Below are 17,632 nucleotides of genomic sequence, written 5' to 3' on the forward strand. Positions count from 1 at the left end.
GATCATGTTCGGACGGCTTTTCTTCGGCGGATTATTGATAGCGAGCTTGGCAATGCTGCTGTTCGTGGTCGGCTTTGTCTGTTTGCAATTCGGTTTGGGTTTGTTGATGGGGCTGTTTTATCTGCTGGCTAGTAAAGTCATGCTGCTGGCTTTGATTTTATTGGCTTTGTTGGGCGCGATCGCCTTGTTCAAAGCCGTGTACCGCGAATTCAGTGCGTATTTCAATCGCGAATCCGCCGCATTGCGGCAGCTTTTATCTTTGCAGATGCGCCGAGAAGATGTAGAGCGACGTGAGGCTGCGGAATGGCGGCAGTTGGACTATTGGCATCGATTAAGGCGCCAGCACGTGCTGACGGCAGATAACCGCAAGCAGGCCAGAGAGTTGTCCGATGCGATTAACCGCGAATTGCAGACGGTGAGGGCGCAATTGCCGACCGCTAGATATAAAGATTTGCGCAAGGCGTTACGTCGATGCCGCAAACAAGCCGACGCTGCGGCGATGCTGGCATTACGTCAACAGATTCCATGTCCCCGTTAGCTCGTTGGGTGGGTGAGGCGCTGGCGTTTTTACGGCGTAGTCGCGACGATAATCTGCAATGGCAACTGTCCAGGCACGGCGATGTCGCGGAGCTGCGGCAAGCCAAGGTATTAGCTGAGCAGGCTTTGGTGGCGCAGTTAAAAAAACAGTCGCAGCAACTGGCTCACGAACTGGCCATCAATAAAGCTCGCAACAGTAACGAACTGGCGATGGTGAAAACCCAGTGCAAGCAGGATTTAAAAGACTATCAACAATATCTGCAATCGTTGGATAGGTTAAAGGATTCGTTGCGCAGCAGTTATGCGCATTTACCGGAAGCCGTGGCGTTTACGATTCATCATCACGCCAAGCAGTTATTGAATCGGATGTGGGACGCACAAGAGCCGCAGGAAAAACTGAAAATCGAAATGCAGCTATTGCAATTTATGACAGCGGTGCACGAGGACAGTCAGGCATCGTTGCAAGGCGAGGACGGCGAAGGCCTGCCGCAGCGGGCATTGGCTTTTATCGATGCTGATTTGGAAGATTAAATAGGCTGGAAATAGCCTTCGATGTCTTTGATCATTTTTTTGTTCAACGCGAACATCACGACATGGTCGCCTTCTGCAAACACGGTGTCGTGATGCACCGGAATCACTTCTTTCTCGCGAATCAGCGCGCCTAAAATGACGCCGTCCGGCAAATTGACTTGATCCACCCGCAAGCCGACCACGGAGCTGGCGTTCTTACTGCGGTGGGCGATGGCTTCAATCGCCTCGGCGCTGCCGCCGCACACCGAGCTGACGCCAACCACGTCGCCTTTCCTGACGTGTTTCAGAATGCCGCCCAAGGTTTCCAGTTTGGGTTGGATGGCCAGATCGATGTCGGTGCCGTCCAGCAATTTCAGATAGGAATTGTTATTAATCAGGCAGATGGCTTTTTTAGCGCCGAGTTTTTTCGCCAGTCCAGCCGAAATCAAATTGATGCCATCGTTATTGGTGATTGCGCAGAACAGGTCGATGTCTTCGATCATTTCTTCCAAAAGCAGCGATTCGTCGGTGCAGTCGCCATGCAGAATCAGGGTTTCGCGTAAATCGTTGGCAATTTCCTTGGCGCGGGGCAGTTCTTTTTCGATGATTTTGACCTGATAGTTTTTCTCCAGCGCGATCGCCAGGCGCTTGCCGACATGGCCGCCGCCGGCCAGCATGATGGTTTTGATCGGCGATTCCAGTTTGTGTAAATCGACCAAGGTCTTATGCACTTTGTCGCGCGGGCAGACAAAGAATACCTCGTCGCCGGTGGCAATCACGGCTTCTCCGTTGACCGGAATGGCTTTGCCGTCCCGGAAAATCGCCGCGACCCGAATCATACTGTCGGCGAGTTTTTCCTTCACCGCGTGAATACGTTTACCGGTCAGGAAGCCGGTTGGTACCACGCGAATCGAAAACAATCTGACCAGACCGTCGGCGAATTCCGATACGTGCAGTGCGCCGGGGTATTTGATCAAGTTGTGGATCGATTCGGTGACGACCTGTTCCGGACTGATAACGATGTCGATACCGCCCGGTTGGAATAATTCCGGATGGTTCAAAAAGTCGATGGCCCGCACCCGGGCGATGGTTTTGGGTTTGCTATAAAGTGTGTTGATGACCTGGCAGGCCAACATATTGGTTTCGTCGCGGTCGGTGACGGCAATCACCATGTCGGCATCCTGGATGCCTGCCTGCTCAAGCGTGCTGGGATGCGCGGCATTGCCTTCGATGGTGGCTATATCCAGGCGGCCTTTCAATGCGGAAAGTAAAAGCGGATTTTTGTCGATGACGACAATATCGTTTTCTTCACTGGCTAGCGCGCCGGCAACCGAAGAGCCGGTAACGCCGGCGCCAAGAATTACTATTTTCATAACAAAGTCAAAGCTAGAAGGACAGAAATGCAGATCGTTTGGGTGGGAATATCGAATGTGCCTAACGCAGTAGGTGAAGGCGGCGAATTATACGCTGATCGCTCACCTTGTCCATGCGCAAAACATATCCTTGCTCCGGCTGAATAATGCCGGTATTTGCTATTGACGCATTTTCGATGTGTTAGATTTCAAAGTCTTAAAATCGACAGGTGAGAATGGTCGACTTGACTCGGTGTCGTTAAAGCGCTTTTCGGGCGTGGCACGAATATTTTTCGATGATTATTTCTCGTCGTTCGAATATGCTTTCGCCGTGCCGGCGCGCGGGTTGGCATTGTTTCTAAGGCTTGTTTTCTGGTCATAGCCGCCCCATACCGTTTATAATCGCAAACTTTGGTTCACTCTCACACTGGAAGTATCATGCTGGGTAAGCTGGTTAAAATGGTAGTTGGCAGCCGCAATGACAGGCTGGTCAAGAAGAAACGTAAGCTGGTCAAGAAAGTCAATGCGCTGGCTGCCGAATACGAAAAATTATCTGACGCGGTCTTGCAAGGCAAAACTCAAGAGTTTCGTGATCGTCTTGCCCAGGGCGAAAAACTCGATGATTTGTTGCCGGAAGCCTTTGCCGCGGTGCGGGAAGCTTCGACGCGGGTTTTCGGCATGCGCCATTTCGACGTGCAGCTAATCGGCGGTATGGTGCTGCATGGCGGCAAGATTGCCGAGATGAAAACCGGCGAGGGTAAAACCTTGATGGCAACCCTGGCCGCATATTTGAATGCCTTACCGGGTAAAGGCGTACATGTGGTGACCGTCAACGACTATTTGGCTCGCCGCGACGCGGAATGGATGGGAAAACTCTATGGCTTTCTAGGGTTGACCACCGGTGTCATCGTCAGCGATCTGACCCACGAGCAGCGTCAAGTGGCCTATGCCGCCGATATTACCTACGGCACCAATAACGAATTTGGCTTCGATTATCTGCGCGACAATATGGCTTTTAGCCTGGAGCAAAAAGTTCAGCGCGAGCTAAATTTTGCCATCGTCGACGAGGTGGATTCGATTCTGATCGACGAGGCTAGAACGCCGTTGATTATCTCCGGTCAGGCGGAAGGCAGTACCGATATTTACCTGAAAACCAACCAAATCATTCCGTATTTAACCAAACAGGAAAAAGCCGACGATCCGGAAAAACAGGATCAAATGCCTGGCGATTACGCGGTCGACGAAAAATCCCGGCAGATTCATCTGACCGAAGCCGGTTACGAACATGTCGAGCGCTTGTTGGCCGAACACGGCCTGATTGCCGATGGTTCCACCTTGTACGAAGCGGCCAATATCCGCTTGATGCACTATCTGAACGCATCCTTGCGCGCCCATGTGCTGTTCCAGAAAGATGTCGATTACGTGGTCAAGGAAGGGCAGGTTATTATCGTCGACGAATTCACCGGCCGGATGATGAGCGGACGGCGTTGGTCGGAAGGTTTGCATCAAGCGATGGAAGCCAAGGAAAGCGTATCGATCCAGAACGAGAACCAGACGCTGGCTTCGATTACTTTCCAGAATTATTTCCGACTATACAGCAAGTTGTCGGGCATGACCGGTACCGCCGATACCGAAGCGTTTGAGCTGAATAAAATTTACGGATTGGAAGTGGTCGTCATTCCGACCCATAGACCGATGATCCGTAAGGACAAAGGCGATCTGGTGTACTTGTCGGCGCGCGAAAAATACAACGCCGTGATCGAAGATATTAAAGATTGCGTCACACGCGGGCAGCCGGTATTGGTCGGTACTACGTCGATCGAGAATTCCGAGCTGATTTCCAGGATGCTGCACCAGCAAAATATCCCGCACGAAGTCTTGAACGCCAAGCAACACGAACGCGAAGCGCATATTATCGAAAATGCCGGTATGCCCGGTGCGGTGACCATCGCCACCAACATGGCCGGCCGTGGTACCGACATCGTGCTGGGTGGCAACCTGAATGCCGAATTAGCGGTATTGGGCGAGGACGCCAGCGAAGCCGACAAAGAAAGAGTGCGTGGCGCCTGGCTGGATAGACACGAAAAAGTGTTGGCTAGCGGCGGTTTGCATGTGATCGGCTCCGAACGCCATGAGTCGCGGCGGATCGACAACCAGCTGCGCGGCCGTTCCGGCCGGCAGGGCGATCCTGGCTCCACCAGATTCTATCTGTCGCTGGAAGACGATTTGATGCGGATTTTCGCGTCCGAGCGGGTGGCCGGTTTGATGCAAAAACTGGGCATGGAAGAGGGCGAAGCCATCGAACATCCTTGGGTAACGCGTTCCATCGAAAGTGCGCAACGCAAGGTGGAAAACCGTAACTTCGATATTCGGAAAGAAATTCTGGCATACGACGACGTCGCCAACGACCAGCGTAAAGTCATTTACTCTCAGCGCAACGAATTGATGGCAGCAGAGGATATTAATGACATTATCACCGCGATTCGGGCCGATGTGATTAACGAAGCAATTACCCAGTTCATTCCGCCGAAAACCATGGAAGAGCAATGGGATGTGCAAGGCCTTGAAGCGCATTTGCAGCAAGAGTTCAATCTGCATTTGCCGTTGACTGAGATGATGGAAAAAGACCATTCGTTGAACGAGGCAAAATTGCGCCATCTGATCGTCGAAAAAGCCGAACAAGAAAGCCTGGCGCGGGAAGCGGCGGTGGGCGAGCAAGTGCTGCGTCATTTCGAAAAATCGGTGATGCTGCAAGTGTTGGATAATAGCTGGAAAGAACATTTGGCGGCGATGGATCAATTGCGCCAGGGCATCCATTTCCGGGGTTACGCGCAGAAAGATCCCAAGCAGGAATACAAACGCGAGTCGTTTCACATGTTTACCAGCCTGTTAAACCACATCAAAGAGGAAGTGGTGACAATATTGGCGAAAGTACAGGTGGCCCGCGAAGAAGACGTACAGGCGATTGACGAACAGCGCCAGGCGCCACAGGAAATGCATTACGAACATGCCGAAGCGCATTCGATATTCGAGGGCGAGCAGGAAGAACCGCCAGCCGTGGAGTCAGAATTGGCCGAACAGCCTTTTGTTCGGCACGGCAGCAAAGTGGGCCGTAACGATCCTTGCCCCTGCGGTTCCGGTAAAAAGTATAAACAATGCCACGGCAAGTTAAATTGAAGGCAAGCATGGCGCCACCATCGTGGCGTCATGGTTGCCCAGACCGACCGATATAGAGGCTCTTTGTAGGGCATTGCTTTACAAATTCGGCGGCCCACAGCTTTTAAAATTCACTATTTCCAAGGGTAATCACTATGCCGCATAGAGTCTTTCATAAAAGTAACCCCGCCGCCGATATTACCAAGCTTCCCAAGCTGGGTATGGAAAAAAAGCATTTTATCGCCGACTTCAAACACTATTACAGCCATCGGCTGGGGCGAGACGAAAACTGCCGCTCACCGCATTACGCCTACGAGGCGTTATCGCTCGCTATCAGCGACCGCTTGGTCGAACGCTGGAAAAAAACTTATAACGTCTATCGGGATTCGGATTGCAAAAAAGCCTTCTATTTGTCGATGGAATTTTTGATCGGCCGTTCGCTGAGCAACGCGATGCTGAATCTGGGCGTCGACGATATTGTTACTCAGGCCTTGTACGATTTAGGCTTGGAAGCTGAGGAACTGGTGGAAAGCGAGCCGGATGCCGGTCTGGGCAACGGCGGTTTGGGCCGGCTGGCGGCTTGTTTTATCGACAGTTGCGCGACTCTGCAATTGCCGGTGACCGGCTACGGTTTGCGCTATGAATATGGCATGTTCTCGCAGCAGATCGTCAACGGCGAACAAGTGGAACGGCCGGATCACTGGTTGCGGATGGGCAACGTCTGGGAAATCGAACGGCCGGAGTACATGCATCGCATCAAATTCGGCGGCCGCACCCAAAGCCATATCGATGAAAGAGGCAATAAACGCAGCAGTTGGGTCGATACGCATGATGTGTTGGCGATGCCTTACGATACGCCAGTGCCGGGCTATAGAAACGGCACCGTCAATACCTTGCGTTTGTGGAAAGCCATTGCTACCGAGGAATTCAATCTCCAGGAATTCAATGCTGGCGATTATGCCGAAGCGGTCGCCGAGAAAAACACCGCCGAAAACATCACCATGGTGTTATATCCCAACGACGCCAACGAAAACGGCAAGGCCTTGCGTCTGCAACAGCAATATCTGCTGGCTTCGGCCAGTTTGCAGGACGTAATCGCCAATTGGGTGGGTCGTCACGGTAATAATTTCACGCGCTTCGCCGAAAAAAACTGCTTCCAACTCAACGATACCCATCCCAGCATCGCCGTCGCCGAATTGATGCGCTTGCTGATGGATATTCACGGTTTGCCGTGGAAAGAGGCTTGGAACATCACCCGTAGCACCATGGCCTACACCAATCATACCTTGCTGCCGGAAGCGCTGGAAAAATGGTCGGTGAATTTGATGCAGTATTTGCTGCCGCGTTTGATGGAAATTATTTTCGAGATCAACGCCCACTTCATGGCCGAAGTATCGGCACATTGGCCGGGCGATGGCGCGCGGATGGCGCGAATGTCGATTATCGAAGAAGGTCATCAAAAGCAAGTGAGGATGGCATTTCTGGCTATCGTCGGCAGCTTTTCGGTTAACGGTGTCGCTGAACTGCATTCCAAACTGTTACAGGAAGGTTTGTTCAAAGACTTTTACGAGCTATGGCCGAGCAAATTCAATAATAAGACCAACGGTGTCACGCCTAGACGGTGGTTGGCCGGTTGCAACCCGGAATTGGCCGAATTTATTACCGCTACTATCGGCGACGGCTGGCTGACCGACCTGTCCCAGTTGGTTAAGTTGCGACCATACGCCGAGGATGCCGCGTTCAGACAAAAATGGTACGACTTGAATCGGGCCAGCAAACAGCGGCTGGTTGATTTCAAAAAAGAAGAGCACGACATCGAGATTAATGTCGATGCTTTGTTCGATGTGCAGGTCAAACGCATCCACGAGTACAAACGGCAGATTTTGAATGTGCTGCATGTGATCCATCTGTACGATCGCATCAAACGCGGCGACACCCAAAACTGGGTGGATAGGTGCGTCTTGATTGGCGGTAAGGCCGCGCCCGGCTATGTGATGGCGAAAAAAATCATCAAACTGATCAATAACGTTGGCAATGTCATCAATGGCGACCCGGATGTCGGTGACAAACTTAGATTGGTGTTTATGCCCAATTATTGTGTGTCGGCGATGGAAAAAATTTGTCCGGGCGCCGATCTGTCCGAGCAAATCTCTACTGCCGGCAAGGAAGCGTCAGGTACCGGCAATATGAAATTCATGATGAACGGCGCATTGACCATCGGCACCTTGGATGGCGCCAATATCGAAATCCGCGAAGAAGTCGGCGCCGATAATTTCTTCTTGTTCGGTTTGACCGAACAGGAAGTGGAAGCCTTGCGGGGCCATTACGATCCGCAATGGTTCATCAATCAGGATGGCGATTTGCAAGGCGTGATGCGTTTGCTGGAATGTGGTCATTTCAATCAATTCGAGCCGGGCATTTTCGACGATATCATCGCTTCGATTAAGAGCCCGCAAGATCCCTGGATGACGATTGCCGATTTTCGCAGTTATCTGGAAGCGCAAAAACGCGTGGAACAGGCTTATCGGGATCAGGAACACTGGACCAAAATGAGTATCTTAAACACCGCCGCCAGCGGCAAATTTTCCACGGACCGGACGATTAGCGAATATAACCGCGAAATTTGGAATCTGACACCGGTCGATGTGGAAAGCTATTAAACGATGATCGATATTGTCTTGTTCGAGCCGGAGATCCCGGCCAATACCGGCAATATCATCCGCTTATGTGCCAATACCGGCGCGCATTTGCATTTGATCCAACCGCTCGGTTTTGATTTGGATGACAAACGTTTGCGTCGGGCCGGGCTGGATTATCACGAATGGGTCAATATCCGCCAGTATGGCTCGTTGAACGATTATGTTGAAAAAGCCAAACCTAAGCGTTTATTTGCGTTAACCACCAAAGGCAACACAAGTTATAGCGAGGTGCGCTATCAGGCAGGCGACGCTTTGTTGTTCGGTCCGGAAACTCGCGGTTTGCCGGCAGCATTCCTGAGCCAACATCCTGCCGCGCAGCAGCTGTATTTGCCGATGCGTAAGGAAAGCCGCAGCCTCAATCTATCCAATACCGTTGCCGTTGTGCTGTACGAAGCCTGGAAGCAATTGGGCTATCAGGATGCGTTACGCTGAATGCAAGGTCGTTAATACCGAGTCTCAGCGCCCGCAGCAACGCTTGAATTTTTTGCCGCTGCCGCACGCACAAGGCGCATTTTTGCCTGTATCGGTGTTTGCTACGACTTTGCCGGCCGCTTTAATAACGCCATCCAGATACCGCCAGCGCGAATCTGATTTAACGAAGCGGCTGATTTCGTGCATGAAATAATCTTCGCCATCCTGCCTGTAATAGGCCTTAAACTCGACGATACCCTTGCTGTCCTGTGCGCCGCCTTTCTTAGTGTCGACGATGGTCAGCTTTTGCCATTGTGCGGTTTCCTTGGAAAAGTCAATGTTCGCCGGTCTTTTCGAGGCATCCCAAGTCGCCAATAAATAATCCACATCGCGTCGGGCGTAAGCGCTAAAACGCGAGCGCATCAAAGTCTCTGCCGTGGGCGGGTAGTGTTCGCCGCCGTGATAACGGCCGCAACATTCCGGATAATTCAGGCCGGAGCCGCATAAACAAGATTCGGTATTGTTGGTCAATGTTGTCATAGCGATCGATTTTACCGAAATAGACAGGTCTAAAGCCAATCGTCGCCGGTATCATGTGTCTTTTTTCTAAAATATCGCTCGCAGGGCGGCAGGGATCGACAAAAACCGTTTTAAAGGAGGCTAGCTTGAAAGTCGCATTAAACACCCAAATTTTTCTCGGTGCCTTGCTGGGCATTACGCTGGGCTTAGTGTTCGCCAAACTGGGGCCGGAAGCTAAGGCGACGAAGCAAGGCATCTATTTCTGCGGTTTGTTAGGCAACTTGTTCATCGATTTGCTGAAAATGGTGTTGGTGCCCTTGGTGTTTACCTCTATCGCTGTCGGTGTTGCCAACTTGCGTTTGCATAGCCAGTTACATCGGGTATGGCTATCCACGCTGGGATTTTTTGCGTTATCGATGGCCTTGGCAATCGTGCTGGGTCTGATTGCCACCAATCTGTTCGAGTCGGGTAAGGGCTTGAGTCTGGACTTGTTTCATAATGCCGGCCAGGGTTTCGCGGCCAAACAGATGAGCTTTGCCGAATTTGTCGCCAGTTTCCTGCACGGTTTATTCGTCAACCCGTTTGCAGCCTTGGCGCAAGCCAATGTGCTGGCGATCGTGATGTTTGCTTTGTTGCTGGGTATTGCCTTGGTGGTGGGTGGCGACCGTTATCGCAATTTGTTGCAGCTGATGCAGGAAGGCCTGGAGTTGATGCTGCGCCTGGTCGGCTGGATCATGCGGCTGGCGCCGTTCGGCATTATGGCCTTGCTGGCCCAGTTGCTGGCGACCCAGAACATGGCGCTGTTGAATAGCCTGGCCGAATTTGTCGCGGTGGTGATCGGCACTACCTTGCTGCATGGCTTTGTGGTGTTGCCCTTACTATTGTTCTTAGTGACCAAGATGTCGCCGCTAAAGTTTTTTCGCGGATCGCGCGAGGCCTTGATCACAGCATTTGCCACCAGTTCCAGTTCGGCGACGCTGCCGGTTACCTTGCGCTGCGTGGAGCAGCATCTGCACGTCAAACCCGGTATCGCCGGGTTCGTGGTGCCGCTGGGCGCCACCGTCAATATGGACGGTACCGCGCTGTACGAAGCTTCCGCTGCGTTGTTTGTCGCTAATTTGGCGGGTATCGAGCTGGATCTGGCCCAGCAGTTGATCGTGTTCTTCACCACGATGATCGCCGCGATGGGCGCGCCCGGGATTCCCAGTGCCGGCATGGTGACGATGGTGATGGTGCTGCAATCGGTCGGTCTACCCACGGAAGCCATCGCCATCCTGCTGCCGATCGATCGCTTACTCGACACCGTGCGGACCATGGTCAATGTCGAAGGCGATATGATCGGGAGCTTGGTCGTGCAGAAATGGGTAGGGAAGGACTGAGGCGTGTTAATGCCTGAGAGAAAACATTTTGCATATCCGTGCATTTTGTATAAAATGCGCGGCCTTTAGTCGGGTGCTTAGCTCAGCTGGGAGAGCGTCGCCCTTACAAGGCGAGGGTCGGGGGTTCGAACCCCTCAGCACCCACCAGATTATTGGTGGTTTCCAAATGCATAGAACTGTTTCTATTGCTTCGATTTGAAATCTTCACGGCGGTGGCTGTTGCTATTATCCAGTCGCCGACCAGTCTGCGAAACGTCTACCGCTTTAACGATCCTTTTAGTAATCTTTCGGCAAGCGCGCCGCCAGTTCGTCCCAACGAATCACGATTTCCGGTAAAATGCCCACTTGGGTTTCGCCTTCCAGTTGATAGATTTGCGGCTTGCCATATTCGGCATCCTCTAGGCGGTAAATCGTCAGCACCCGATCGACCGGATGAACCAGCCAATATTCGCGCACCCCATGCTGTTCGTAGAGTTGGCGTTTTTTGATTTGGTCGTGGCCGGCGGTGGAGGGCGACAGCACTTCCACCACCCAGTCCGGTGCGCCGCGCACGCCGCGTTTATCCAGCTTGCCGCTATCGCACACGACCAGCACGTCGGGCTGCACGACAGTATCAATAGATTCGTCGGTTTCCTGGGCTTTGGGTAAGCGCACATCGACGGGTGCGATAAAGGCGCGGCAGGATTTGCCTTGCAGTGCTTGCCTAGTCTGGAAATAAATTTCCCCCGCCACATCCTGATGCGGCAAATCCGGTGCGGGCGACATCAGATAAGCATCGCCGTCGATCAGCTCGTAACGCAAGTCGTCCGGCCAATTCAAATAATCGCCGTAAGTATGAGATTGCCGGTCTTTCAATGCTAAAGCCATTGGTTTGCCTCCTGTTTTGCCGTGTTATTAGCGCATTCGGTATTCTATCCAGTTGGGCCAGCGATGCGAGATATTTCAAATGAATAGTTGCAGGGACTTTTCGGATAGAAGGTAAATCGCTAGTTTACTTCGCTGGGTAGGCCAAGTAACTATGAACTTCCGATACCAGAAGCGGAATGCCGACGAACTTACCATCACTGTCACCAAGCCGGATTAATACAGGCTAGGCGATTTTAAAATGGCCGATTAAACACCAGAAGCTACTCGCTTCTCGAGAAGTGATTAAATCAGCGCACTCTCAAGCGTAACTGACCTTCCATTGCAAATTTACGATGACTATAAAAAGTATTTTGGTAACCGACGCCCTCTATCAATACATTCTGTCGACTTCGCTGCGCGAGCCGGAGGTATTGCAACAACTCCGCGAGGAAACCGCGCAACATACCCACAGCGTCATGCAAATTGCGCCGGAGCAGGGGCAGTTCATGGCGCTGTTGGTAGAACTGATAGGCGCGAAAAAAATTCTGGAAATCGGGGTTTTCACCGGCTATAGCTCCACTTGTCTGGCGTTGGCACTGCCACCGGAAGGCCGGATCACGGCTTGTGATATTAACGAAGAATTTACCGATGTGGCGCGCCGCTATTGGGCGCAGGCCGGTGTTGCCGATAAGATAGACCTTCGGCTGGCTCCTGCGCTGGAAACGCTGAACAGCCTTATCGCCGCTGGTGATGCGGGCAGTTACGATATGGCCTTTATCGATGCGGACAAAGCCAATTACGATGGCTATTACGAGCAATCCCTGGCGCTTTTGCGTACCGGCGGCTTATTGGTGATAGACAATGTACTGTGGAACGGCCAGGTGATCGATCCAAACATCAAGGATGCGGATACCCAAGCGATTCGTCGCCTCAATGACAAAATTCACGTCGATCCCAGGGTCAGTATCAGCCTGCTGCCGATAGCCGACGGCCTGACCTTGGCTGTGAAACGTTGAAACTTTTCGTACTCAAACCGTCGCAAGAGAGTTTTAGATTAGGGATAGATTAAATCGTCCGCAGCGTGCCTGAGCTGGCTATCTATCGGCAAGTGGATAATCCTGGCGTTGATTTGCTGACCGCGGACGGTCAATTCGGCAACGGTAACCGGCAACTTGAAACGGCGCGGACCGGCGCTGCCAGGATTCAGGTACAACACGCCGTCGCGCTCCTGAAGCGACGGTTTATGCGAATGGCCGGAAATGACGATGCGAACGCCCGCTGCCACCGGATCGATGACCAGATCGGTCAGATCGTGAATCAGGTAAATTGAGACTTGTCCCACTGTGATGTTGGCGTTGATCGGCAATTCCTCAGCCCATTCCCCTTTGTCGTTGTTACCGCGCACCGCCGTAACCGGCGCCAACTCGTTCAGCCGCTGCAATACCTCCGGTTTGCCGACGTCGCCGGCGTGGATAATCCGCTCGCAGCCGTGCAAAACCGCCAGCGCTTCGGGGCGCAGTAGGCCGTGGGTGTCGGAGATGATGCCGATGCGCTGAAAAATTGGGGGTTCGGTTTGAGTAGCCATTTTAGACCTAGTTTACGCCGGGCTTGGGTGTGGTGGAATTAAAGTAAAAAACTGATTTTGGTAAGCGTTGCGACCTAAATTCAATCTGGCAACTGCCAGTTATGAAGACTGTCAATGATTTCCATGGTCTTGGCCGAATTGAAAAAATAATTTTTCGAGCTGTTGTTGATTTGGACGCTTCCCAAACGACTATTCCGAAGACAGTGTCTTTATCTTCATAAACCAATTCAGGAGAAAACCATGAAATACATTTGCTTCGGATACCTGGACGTCGAAAACTGGACGAGCAAGCCGGAAACCGAACAACTAGCCATGATTGATGCGTGCTTTGCCTACGATGCGATACTCAGGAAAAATGGTAATTGGATTAGCGGTGAAGGACTGCAAGGCCCCAACACCGCCGTCACCTTGCGCCATAAAAATGGCGAAGAGTCCTGTATCGATGGCCCTTACGCCGAAACCAAAGAGCTTTTGGGCGGGCTATTGATTTTGGAGGCGACGGATATTAACCACGCCATTCAGTTGATATCCAACCATCCCGGGATCAAGATGGGGTCTTGGGAAATTCGCCCAGCCGAGGATTTATCGGCGATGATTGCTGAAAGCGAGAAGCGGCGGCTTGCGGCGAAATAAGATACAAAAGGATCCAACCGCAGATCACCTAAGGCGCAGGCGAGCTCAGGTAAACGTTCGCTCGCGGGTGATCCATATGTTGATCGACAATTTTGTTATACGGTTAAATCTCTGATTTCCGCCGATTGGCCCGGGGCGGTATGGCGGTTAAGGAGCGCATCATCCTTCGAAAGAAATAAACAGCCGGGCAATGCCAAACTATAGATACATTCGTATACGAGGCAGGAGCTTTTCTAACGGTTGATTTGCTTGATCGGAAGTCGGCCTTGTTGATCGGACATATGGCGAAGAACATTTGGCCTGGGCCGAGCCCGGCTAACCTTTCCATCGAGCGGACAGTTAACCGGCTATGCTAGTCACCTATGGCTCATGCAAAACGTACATTAGCGAGAATCCTCATGAGCTCAACCAATAAACGAACTACTCGCGTTAAGGGCACGTGGTTACCCGGCCTAATCACTTTTTTTCTTTTCACACTTACTTCTTGTACTGGAGGAGTAGCCATGAAACCGGATTTTGATACTGCTCTACAGCAGCATCTTGCGGCCATCTCTAATCGAGATATTGAAGCGTTTAAATCACACCTTACGCGGGGCGAAACGCTCTATACAGTCGTTCAAAATGGACACGCATTCACAACGCCTTCGGAAACTATTGAAATTCATAAACAATGGTTTCAAGATCCAAACTGGGTTTGGGAGGGTACGGTTGTGCATAAAGTCGTCGGAGAGGATGTGGCGATGGCTCTTGTCAAATATCAATATCGCCCAAAAGAGGATGCTGCACCATTCAGCACTTGGCTAACATATGTTTTTCAGTTGCAAGAAGGTCAATGGCGAATCGTGCACGACCAAAATACGGCACTTGATTATGTTGCATTTGCGCGTGCTGCCGGAATTGAAATTAAATAACAATGGCTGGCACGCAGTTGTCGAGGCAATGCAGCCAGTTCCCCTCCGTTCCAACGCGCTGAGTTGGAACGCCTGGTCTTGACCGCGTTGCGGTTATCATTGCACCGCAGCGCGATGCTTTTTGGTTACCACGCGGCGCGTGGTAACCAGGAGAAGTTGGGAAAAGTTGGATGTGTGGATTTTAAGAAAAAAACCGCTTCAAATATGTCCCGGTATGTGAGGTCTTGTGCTTGGCTATTTGCTTGGGTGTACCTTCCGCCACCAACATGCCACCGCCGCTGCCGCCTTCGGGGCCCATGTCCACAATCCAGTCGGCGGTTTTGATCACGTCCAGGTTGTGCTCGATGATGATCACGGTGTTGCCATGGTCGCGCAGGGTGTGCAGCACGGTCAGCAATTGTTTGATGTCGTGAAAGTGCAGGCCAGTGGTCGGTTCGTCCAAGATGTACAGCGTGGTGCCGGTGTCGCGTTTCGATAGCTCTTTCGCCAGTTTCACGCGTTGCGCTTCGCCGCCGGACAGGGTCACGGCGTTTTGACCCAGCGTGATGTAGCTCAAACCCACGTCGATCAGGGTTTGCAGTTTGCGGGCCAGGCTGGGGATGGCCGAGAAAAATTGGGTGGCGTCTTCCACGGTCATTTCCAGCACTTCGTGGATGGTTTTGCCCTTGTAGCGAATTTCCAGGGTTTCCCGGTTATAGCGCTTACCGTGGCAGATGTCGCAGGGTACGAAAATGTCGGGCAGAAAGTGCATTTCCACCTTGATCACGCCGTCGCCGGCACAGGCTTCGCAGCGGCCACCCTTGACGTTGAAACTGAAGCGGCCCGGTGTGTAACCGCGCGAACGCGCTTCCGGCGTGGCGGAAAACAGTTCGCGCACCGGCGTGAAGATGCCGGTATAGGTGGCCGGATTGGAACGCGGGGTGCGGCCGATCGGGCTTTGGTCGATGTCCACCACTTTGTCGAATTGGTCCAGGCCTTCGATCGCCTCGCAGGGCGCCGGGATGCAACTGGCGCCGTTGATTAGGCGGGCGGCGTGGCTATACAGCGTGTCATTGATCAGTGTCGATTTGCCGGAACCGGATACACCGGTGACGCAAGTCATTAAGCCGATCGGGAAACTGACATCGACGTTTTGCAGATTGTTGCCGCTGGCTTTGCGGATGGTGACTTGTTTGGCCGGGTCGCGTGGCGCGGTGCGTTTGGGTATTTCTATGCTTAGCGCGCCGGATAAATATTGGCCGGTCAGTGAGTCAGGATTAGCCAGAATTTGAGCGGGTGTACCTTGCGCGACGATCTGGCCACCATGCACGCCGGCGCCGGGGCCAATATCGACCACATGGTCGGCGGCGCGGATCGCGTCCTCGTCATGCTCGACGACAATCACCGTATTGCCCAAGTCGCGCAATCTAAACAATGTGTTCAACAAACGCTCATTGTCGCGTTGATGCAAACCAATCGACGGTTCGTCCAGCACATACATCACACCCACCAAGCCGGCGCCGATCTGGCTGGCCAGGCGGATGCGCTGCGCTTCGCCGCCGGATAAGGTGTCGGCGCTGCGGTCCAGGGTCAGATAGTCCAGACCGACGTTGACTAAAAACTCCAGGCGTTCCTGAATCTCCTTGTTGATCTTGGCGGCGATTTCGCCACGGTGACCGGGAATATTCAGCTGTTGAAAAAATCCCAGCGTCTGTTTGATTGGCAGCCGGGTGACGTGGTGCAAGGGTTGATCCTCGACAAACACATTGCGCGCGCCCAGGTTCAAACGCGCGCCGTCGCAAGTTGCGCAAGTTTGTTGCGCCAGGTATTTGGATAATTCATCGCGGACCATTTGCGAGTCGCTTTCGTGGTAGCGCCGCTCCATATTGGGAATGATGCCTTCGAACGGATGGCGGCTGGTTTTTGGTTTGCCGTTACCCATCTGGAAGGTAAAGCTGATGCTTTCCTCGCCACTGCCGTACAGAATCACCGCCTGAATGTCCTTGGGTATTTTGGAAAACGGCGCTTCCGGGTCGAAATCGTAATGCGCAGCCAGCGCACAGATGATTTGGTAGTAGTAGGCATTGCGCCGGTCCCAGCCGCGTACCGCGCCGCCGGCCAGACTGATCTCCGGGTTATGCACGACCAGTTGCGGATCGAAATGTTGGCGCACGCCCAGACCGTCGCAACTAGGGCAGGCGCCTTTCGGATTGTTGAACGAGAATATGCGCGGCTCCAGCTCGCTGAGGCTGTAGCCGCAGTGCGGGCAGGCGTAGCGTTCGGAAAACAGCAGTTGCTGATCATTTTCCATCGAAGCGGCAATCGCCAAGCCTTCCGACAGGCGTAGCGCGGTTTCGAAGGATTCGGCCAATCTCAACGCGATGTCGTCGCGAATTTTGAAGCGGTCGACAATGACTTCGATGGTGTGTTTCTTCTTCAAATCCAGCGCTGGCGGCTCGTCCAGCTCGTAGACTTCGCCGTCGATGCGGGCGCGCAGAAAGCCCTGCGCCTTCAAGTCTTCCAGCAGCAATACATGCTCGCCCTTGCGGTCGTTCACCACCGGCGCCAGCAACATCCAGCGCTCGCCTTCCGGCTGCGCCAACACCTGGTCCACCATCTGGCTGACGGTCTGCGCCTGCAAGGACACACCGTGTTCGGGGCAGCGCGGAATGCCGACTCTCGCATACAGCAGCCTGAGATAATCGTAAATCTCGGTGATGGTGCCGACCGTGGAGCGCGGATTGTGCGAAGTGGATTTTTGCTCGATGGAAATCGCCGGCGACAAGCCTTCGATATGATCGACATCCGGCTTTTCCATCATCGACAAAAATTGCCGGGCATAAGCCGATAACGATTCGACATAGCGGCGCTGGCCCTCGGCGTAAATAGTGTCGAACGCTAGCGACGATTTGCCGGAGCCGGACAAGCCGGTGATGACGATCAGGCTGTCGCGCGGCAGGTCCAGATCGATATTTTTCAGATTATGAGTGCGGGCGCCGCGTATGCTGATGGTGTCCACTGCTGTGACTTCCTGGAATTTTTAACAGCCCGATACTATACGGGGAATAGTGGGGATTGGGCAAAGGGCGATTGGGATTTTGAGGGCCGTCATCGA

General features: G+C 52.8%; 14 protein-coding genes and 1 tRNA gene. 10 read left to right on the top strand and 5 right to left on the bottom strand.

Annotated features, from left to right (window positions below):
* The first annotated feature begins 4 nt into the window (after positions 1-4).
* Together QZJ86_RS07995 and QZJ86_RS08000 are read left to right on the top strand one after the other, a co-directional pair.
* Positions 5-538, top strand: a complete 534-nt coding sequence (locus QZJ86_RS07995) for a hypothetical protein (RefSeq protein WP_301937961.1) — start codon at positions 5-7, stop codon at positions 536-538.
* Positions 526-1,068 (top strand): hypothetical protein, encoded by a 543-nt coding sequence (locus QZJ86_RS08000; protein WP_301937963.1) that lies wholly within the window; start codon positions 526-528, stop codon positions 1,066-1,068. The genes QZJ86_RS07995 and QZJ86_RS08000 overlap by 13 nt, the downstream gene beginning before the upstream one ends.
* Here QZJ86_RS08000 and trkA read toward each other — a convergent pair.
* On the bottom strand, positions 1,065-2,420 hold the full coding sequence (gene trkA, locus QZJ86_RS08005; RefSeq protein ID WP_301937965.1) for a Trk system potassium transporter TrkA: 1,356 nt from the start codon (positions 2,418-2,420) through the stop codon (positions 1,065-1,067). The genes QZJ86_RS08000 and trkA overlap by 4 nt on opposite strands.
* 417 nt (positions 2,421-2,837) lie before the next feature.
* On the opposite strand from trkA, the gene secA reads away from it, so the two are divergent.
* From secA to trmL, 3 genes are all read left to right on the top strand, one after another.
* On the top strand, positions 2,838-5,576 hold the full coding sequence (gene secA, locus QZJ86_RS08010) for a preprotein translocase subunit SecA (RefSeq protein ID WP_301937967.1): 2,739 nt from the start codon (positions 2,838-2,840) through the stop codon (positions 5,574-5,576).
* A gap of 134 nt (positions 5,577-5,710) precedes the next feature.
* A complete protein-coding gene (locus QZJ86_RS08015; RefSeq protein WP_301937969.1) occupies positions 5,711-8,215 on the top strand; it encodes a glycogen/starch/alpha-glucan phosphorylase in 2,505 nt (834 codons plus the stop codon).
* Between the two features lie 3 nt (positions 8,216-8,218).
* Positions 8,219-8,686 (top strand): tRNA (uridine(34)/cytosine(34)/5-carboxymethylaminomethyluridine(34)-2'-O)-methyltransferase TrmL, encoded by a 468-nt coding sequence (gene trmL, locus QZJ86_RS08020; protein ID WP_301937971.1) that lies wholly within the window; start codon positions 8,219-8,221, stop codon positions 8,684-8,686.
* Positions 8,687-8,710: 24 nt separating this feature from the next.
* Here the strand turns inward: trmL and QZJ86_RS08025 are convergent, their stop codons facing one another.
* Positions 8,711-9,205 carry a YchJ family protein gene (locus tag QZJ86_RS08025; RefSeq protein WP_301937972.1) on the bottom strand — a complete coding sequence of 165 codons (495 nt, stop codon included), beginning with the start codon at positions 9,203-9,205 and terminating at the stop codon, positions 8,711-8,713.
* A gap of 125 nt (positions 9,206-9,330) precedes the next feature.
* On the opposite strand from QZJ86_RS08025, the gene QZJ86_RS08030 reads away from it, so the two are divergent.
* Together QZJ86_RS08030 and QZJ86_RS08035 are read left to right on the top strand one after the other, a co-directional pair.
* Complete coding sequence (locus QZJ86_RS08030; RefSeq protein WP_301937973.1) at positions 9,331-10,563, top strand: dicarboxylate/amino acid:cation symporter; 1,233 nt, start codon at positions 9,331-9,333, stop codon at positions 10,561-10,563.
* Between the two features lie 71 nt (positions 10,564-10,634).
* Positions 10,635-10,710, top strand: a tRNA-Val gene (locus QZJ86_RS08035).
* A gap of 129 nt (positions 10,711-10,839) precedes the next feature.
* Here the strand turns inward: QZJ86_RS08035 and QZJ86_RS08040 are convergent.
* Entirely contained in the window at positions 10,840-11,430 is a 591-nt protein-coding gene (locus tag QZJ86_RS08040; RefSeq protein WP_301937974.1) for a Uma2 family endonuclease, read from the bottom strand.
* 332 nt (positions 11,431-11,762) lie between these two features.
* On the opposite strand from QZJ86_RS08040, the gene QZJ86_RS08045 reads away from it, so the two are divergent.
* Positions 11,763-12,425, top strand: coding sequence for a class I SAM-dependent methyltransferase (locus tag QZJ86_RS08045; protein ID WP_301937976.1), 663 nt, complete (start codon positions 11,763-11,765; stop codon positions 12,423-12,425).
* A 38-nt stretch (positions 12,426-12,463) separates the two neighbouring features.
* On the opposite strand, the gene QZJ86_RS08050 is transcribed toward QZJ86_RS08045, so the two are convergent.
* Complete coding sequence (locus QZJ86_RS08050; protein WP_301937978.1) at positions 12,464-12,994, bottom strand: metallophosphoesterase family protein; 531 nt, start codon at positions 12,992-12,994, stop codon at positions 12,464-12,466.
* Positions 12,995-13,234: 240 nt separating this feature from the next.
* Between QZJ86_RS08050 and QZJ86_RS08055 the strand changes: the two genes are divergently transcribed.
* Both QZJ86_RS08055 and QZJ86_RS08060 read left to right on the top strand, forming a co-directional pair.
* Positions 13,235-13,627, top strand: a complete 393-nt coding sequence (locus tag QZJ86_RS08055) for a YciI family protein (RefSeq protein ID WP_301937980.1) — start codon at positions 13,235-13,237, stop codon at positions 13,625-13,627.
* 503 nt (positions 13,628-14,130) lie between these two features.
* Positions 14,131-14,538 carry a YybH family protein gene (locus QZJ86_RS08060; RefSeq protein ID WP_301937981.1) on the top strand — a complete coding sequence of 136 codons (408 nt, stop codon included), beginning with the start codon at positions 14,131-14,133 and terminating at the stop codon, positions 14,536-14,538.
* 181 nt (positions 14,539-14,719) lie between these two features.
* On the opposite strand, the gene uvrA is transcribed toward QZJ86_RS08060, so the two are convergent.
* Positions 14,720-17,536, bottom strand: coding sequence for an excinuclease ABC subunit UvrA (gene uvrA / locus QZJ86_RS08065; RefSeq protein ID WP_301937983.1), 2,817 nt, complete (start codon positions 17,534-17,536; stop codon positions 14,720-14,722).
* Positions 17,537-17,632: the final 96 nt, after the last annotated feature.

It is taken from the genome of Methylomonas montana (assembly GCF_030490285.1).
Lineage (GTDB): Bacteria > Pseudomonadota > Gammaproteobacteria > Methylococcales > Methylomonadaceae > Methylomonas > Methylomonas montana.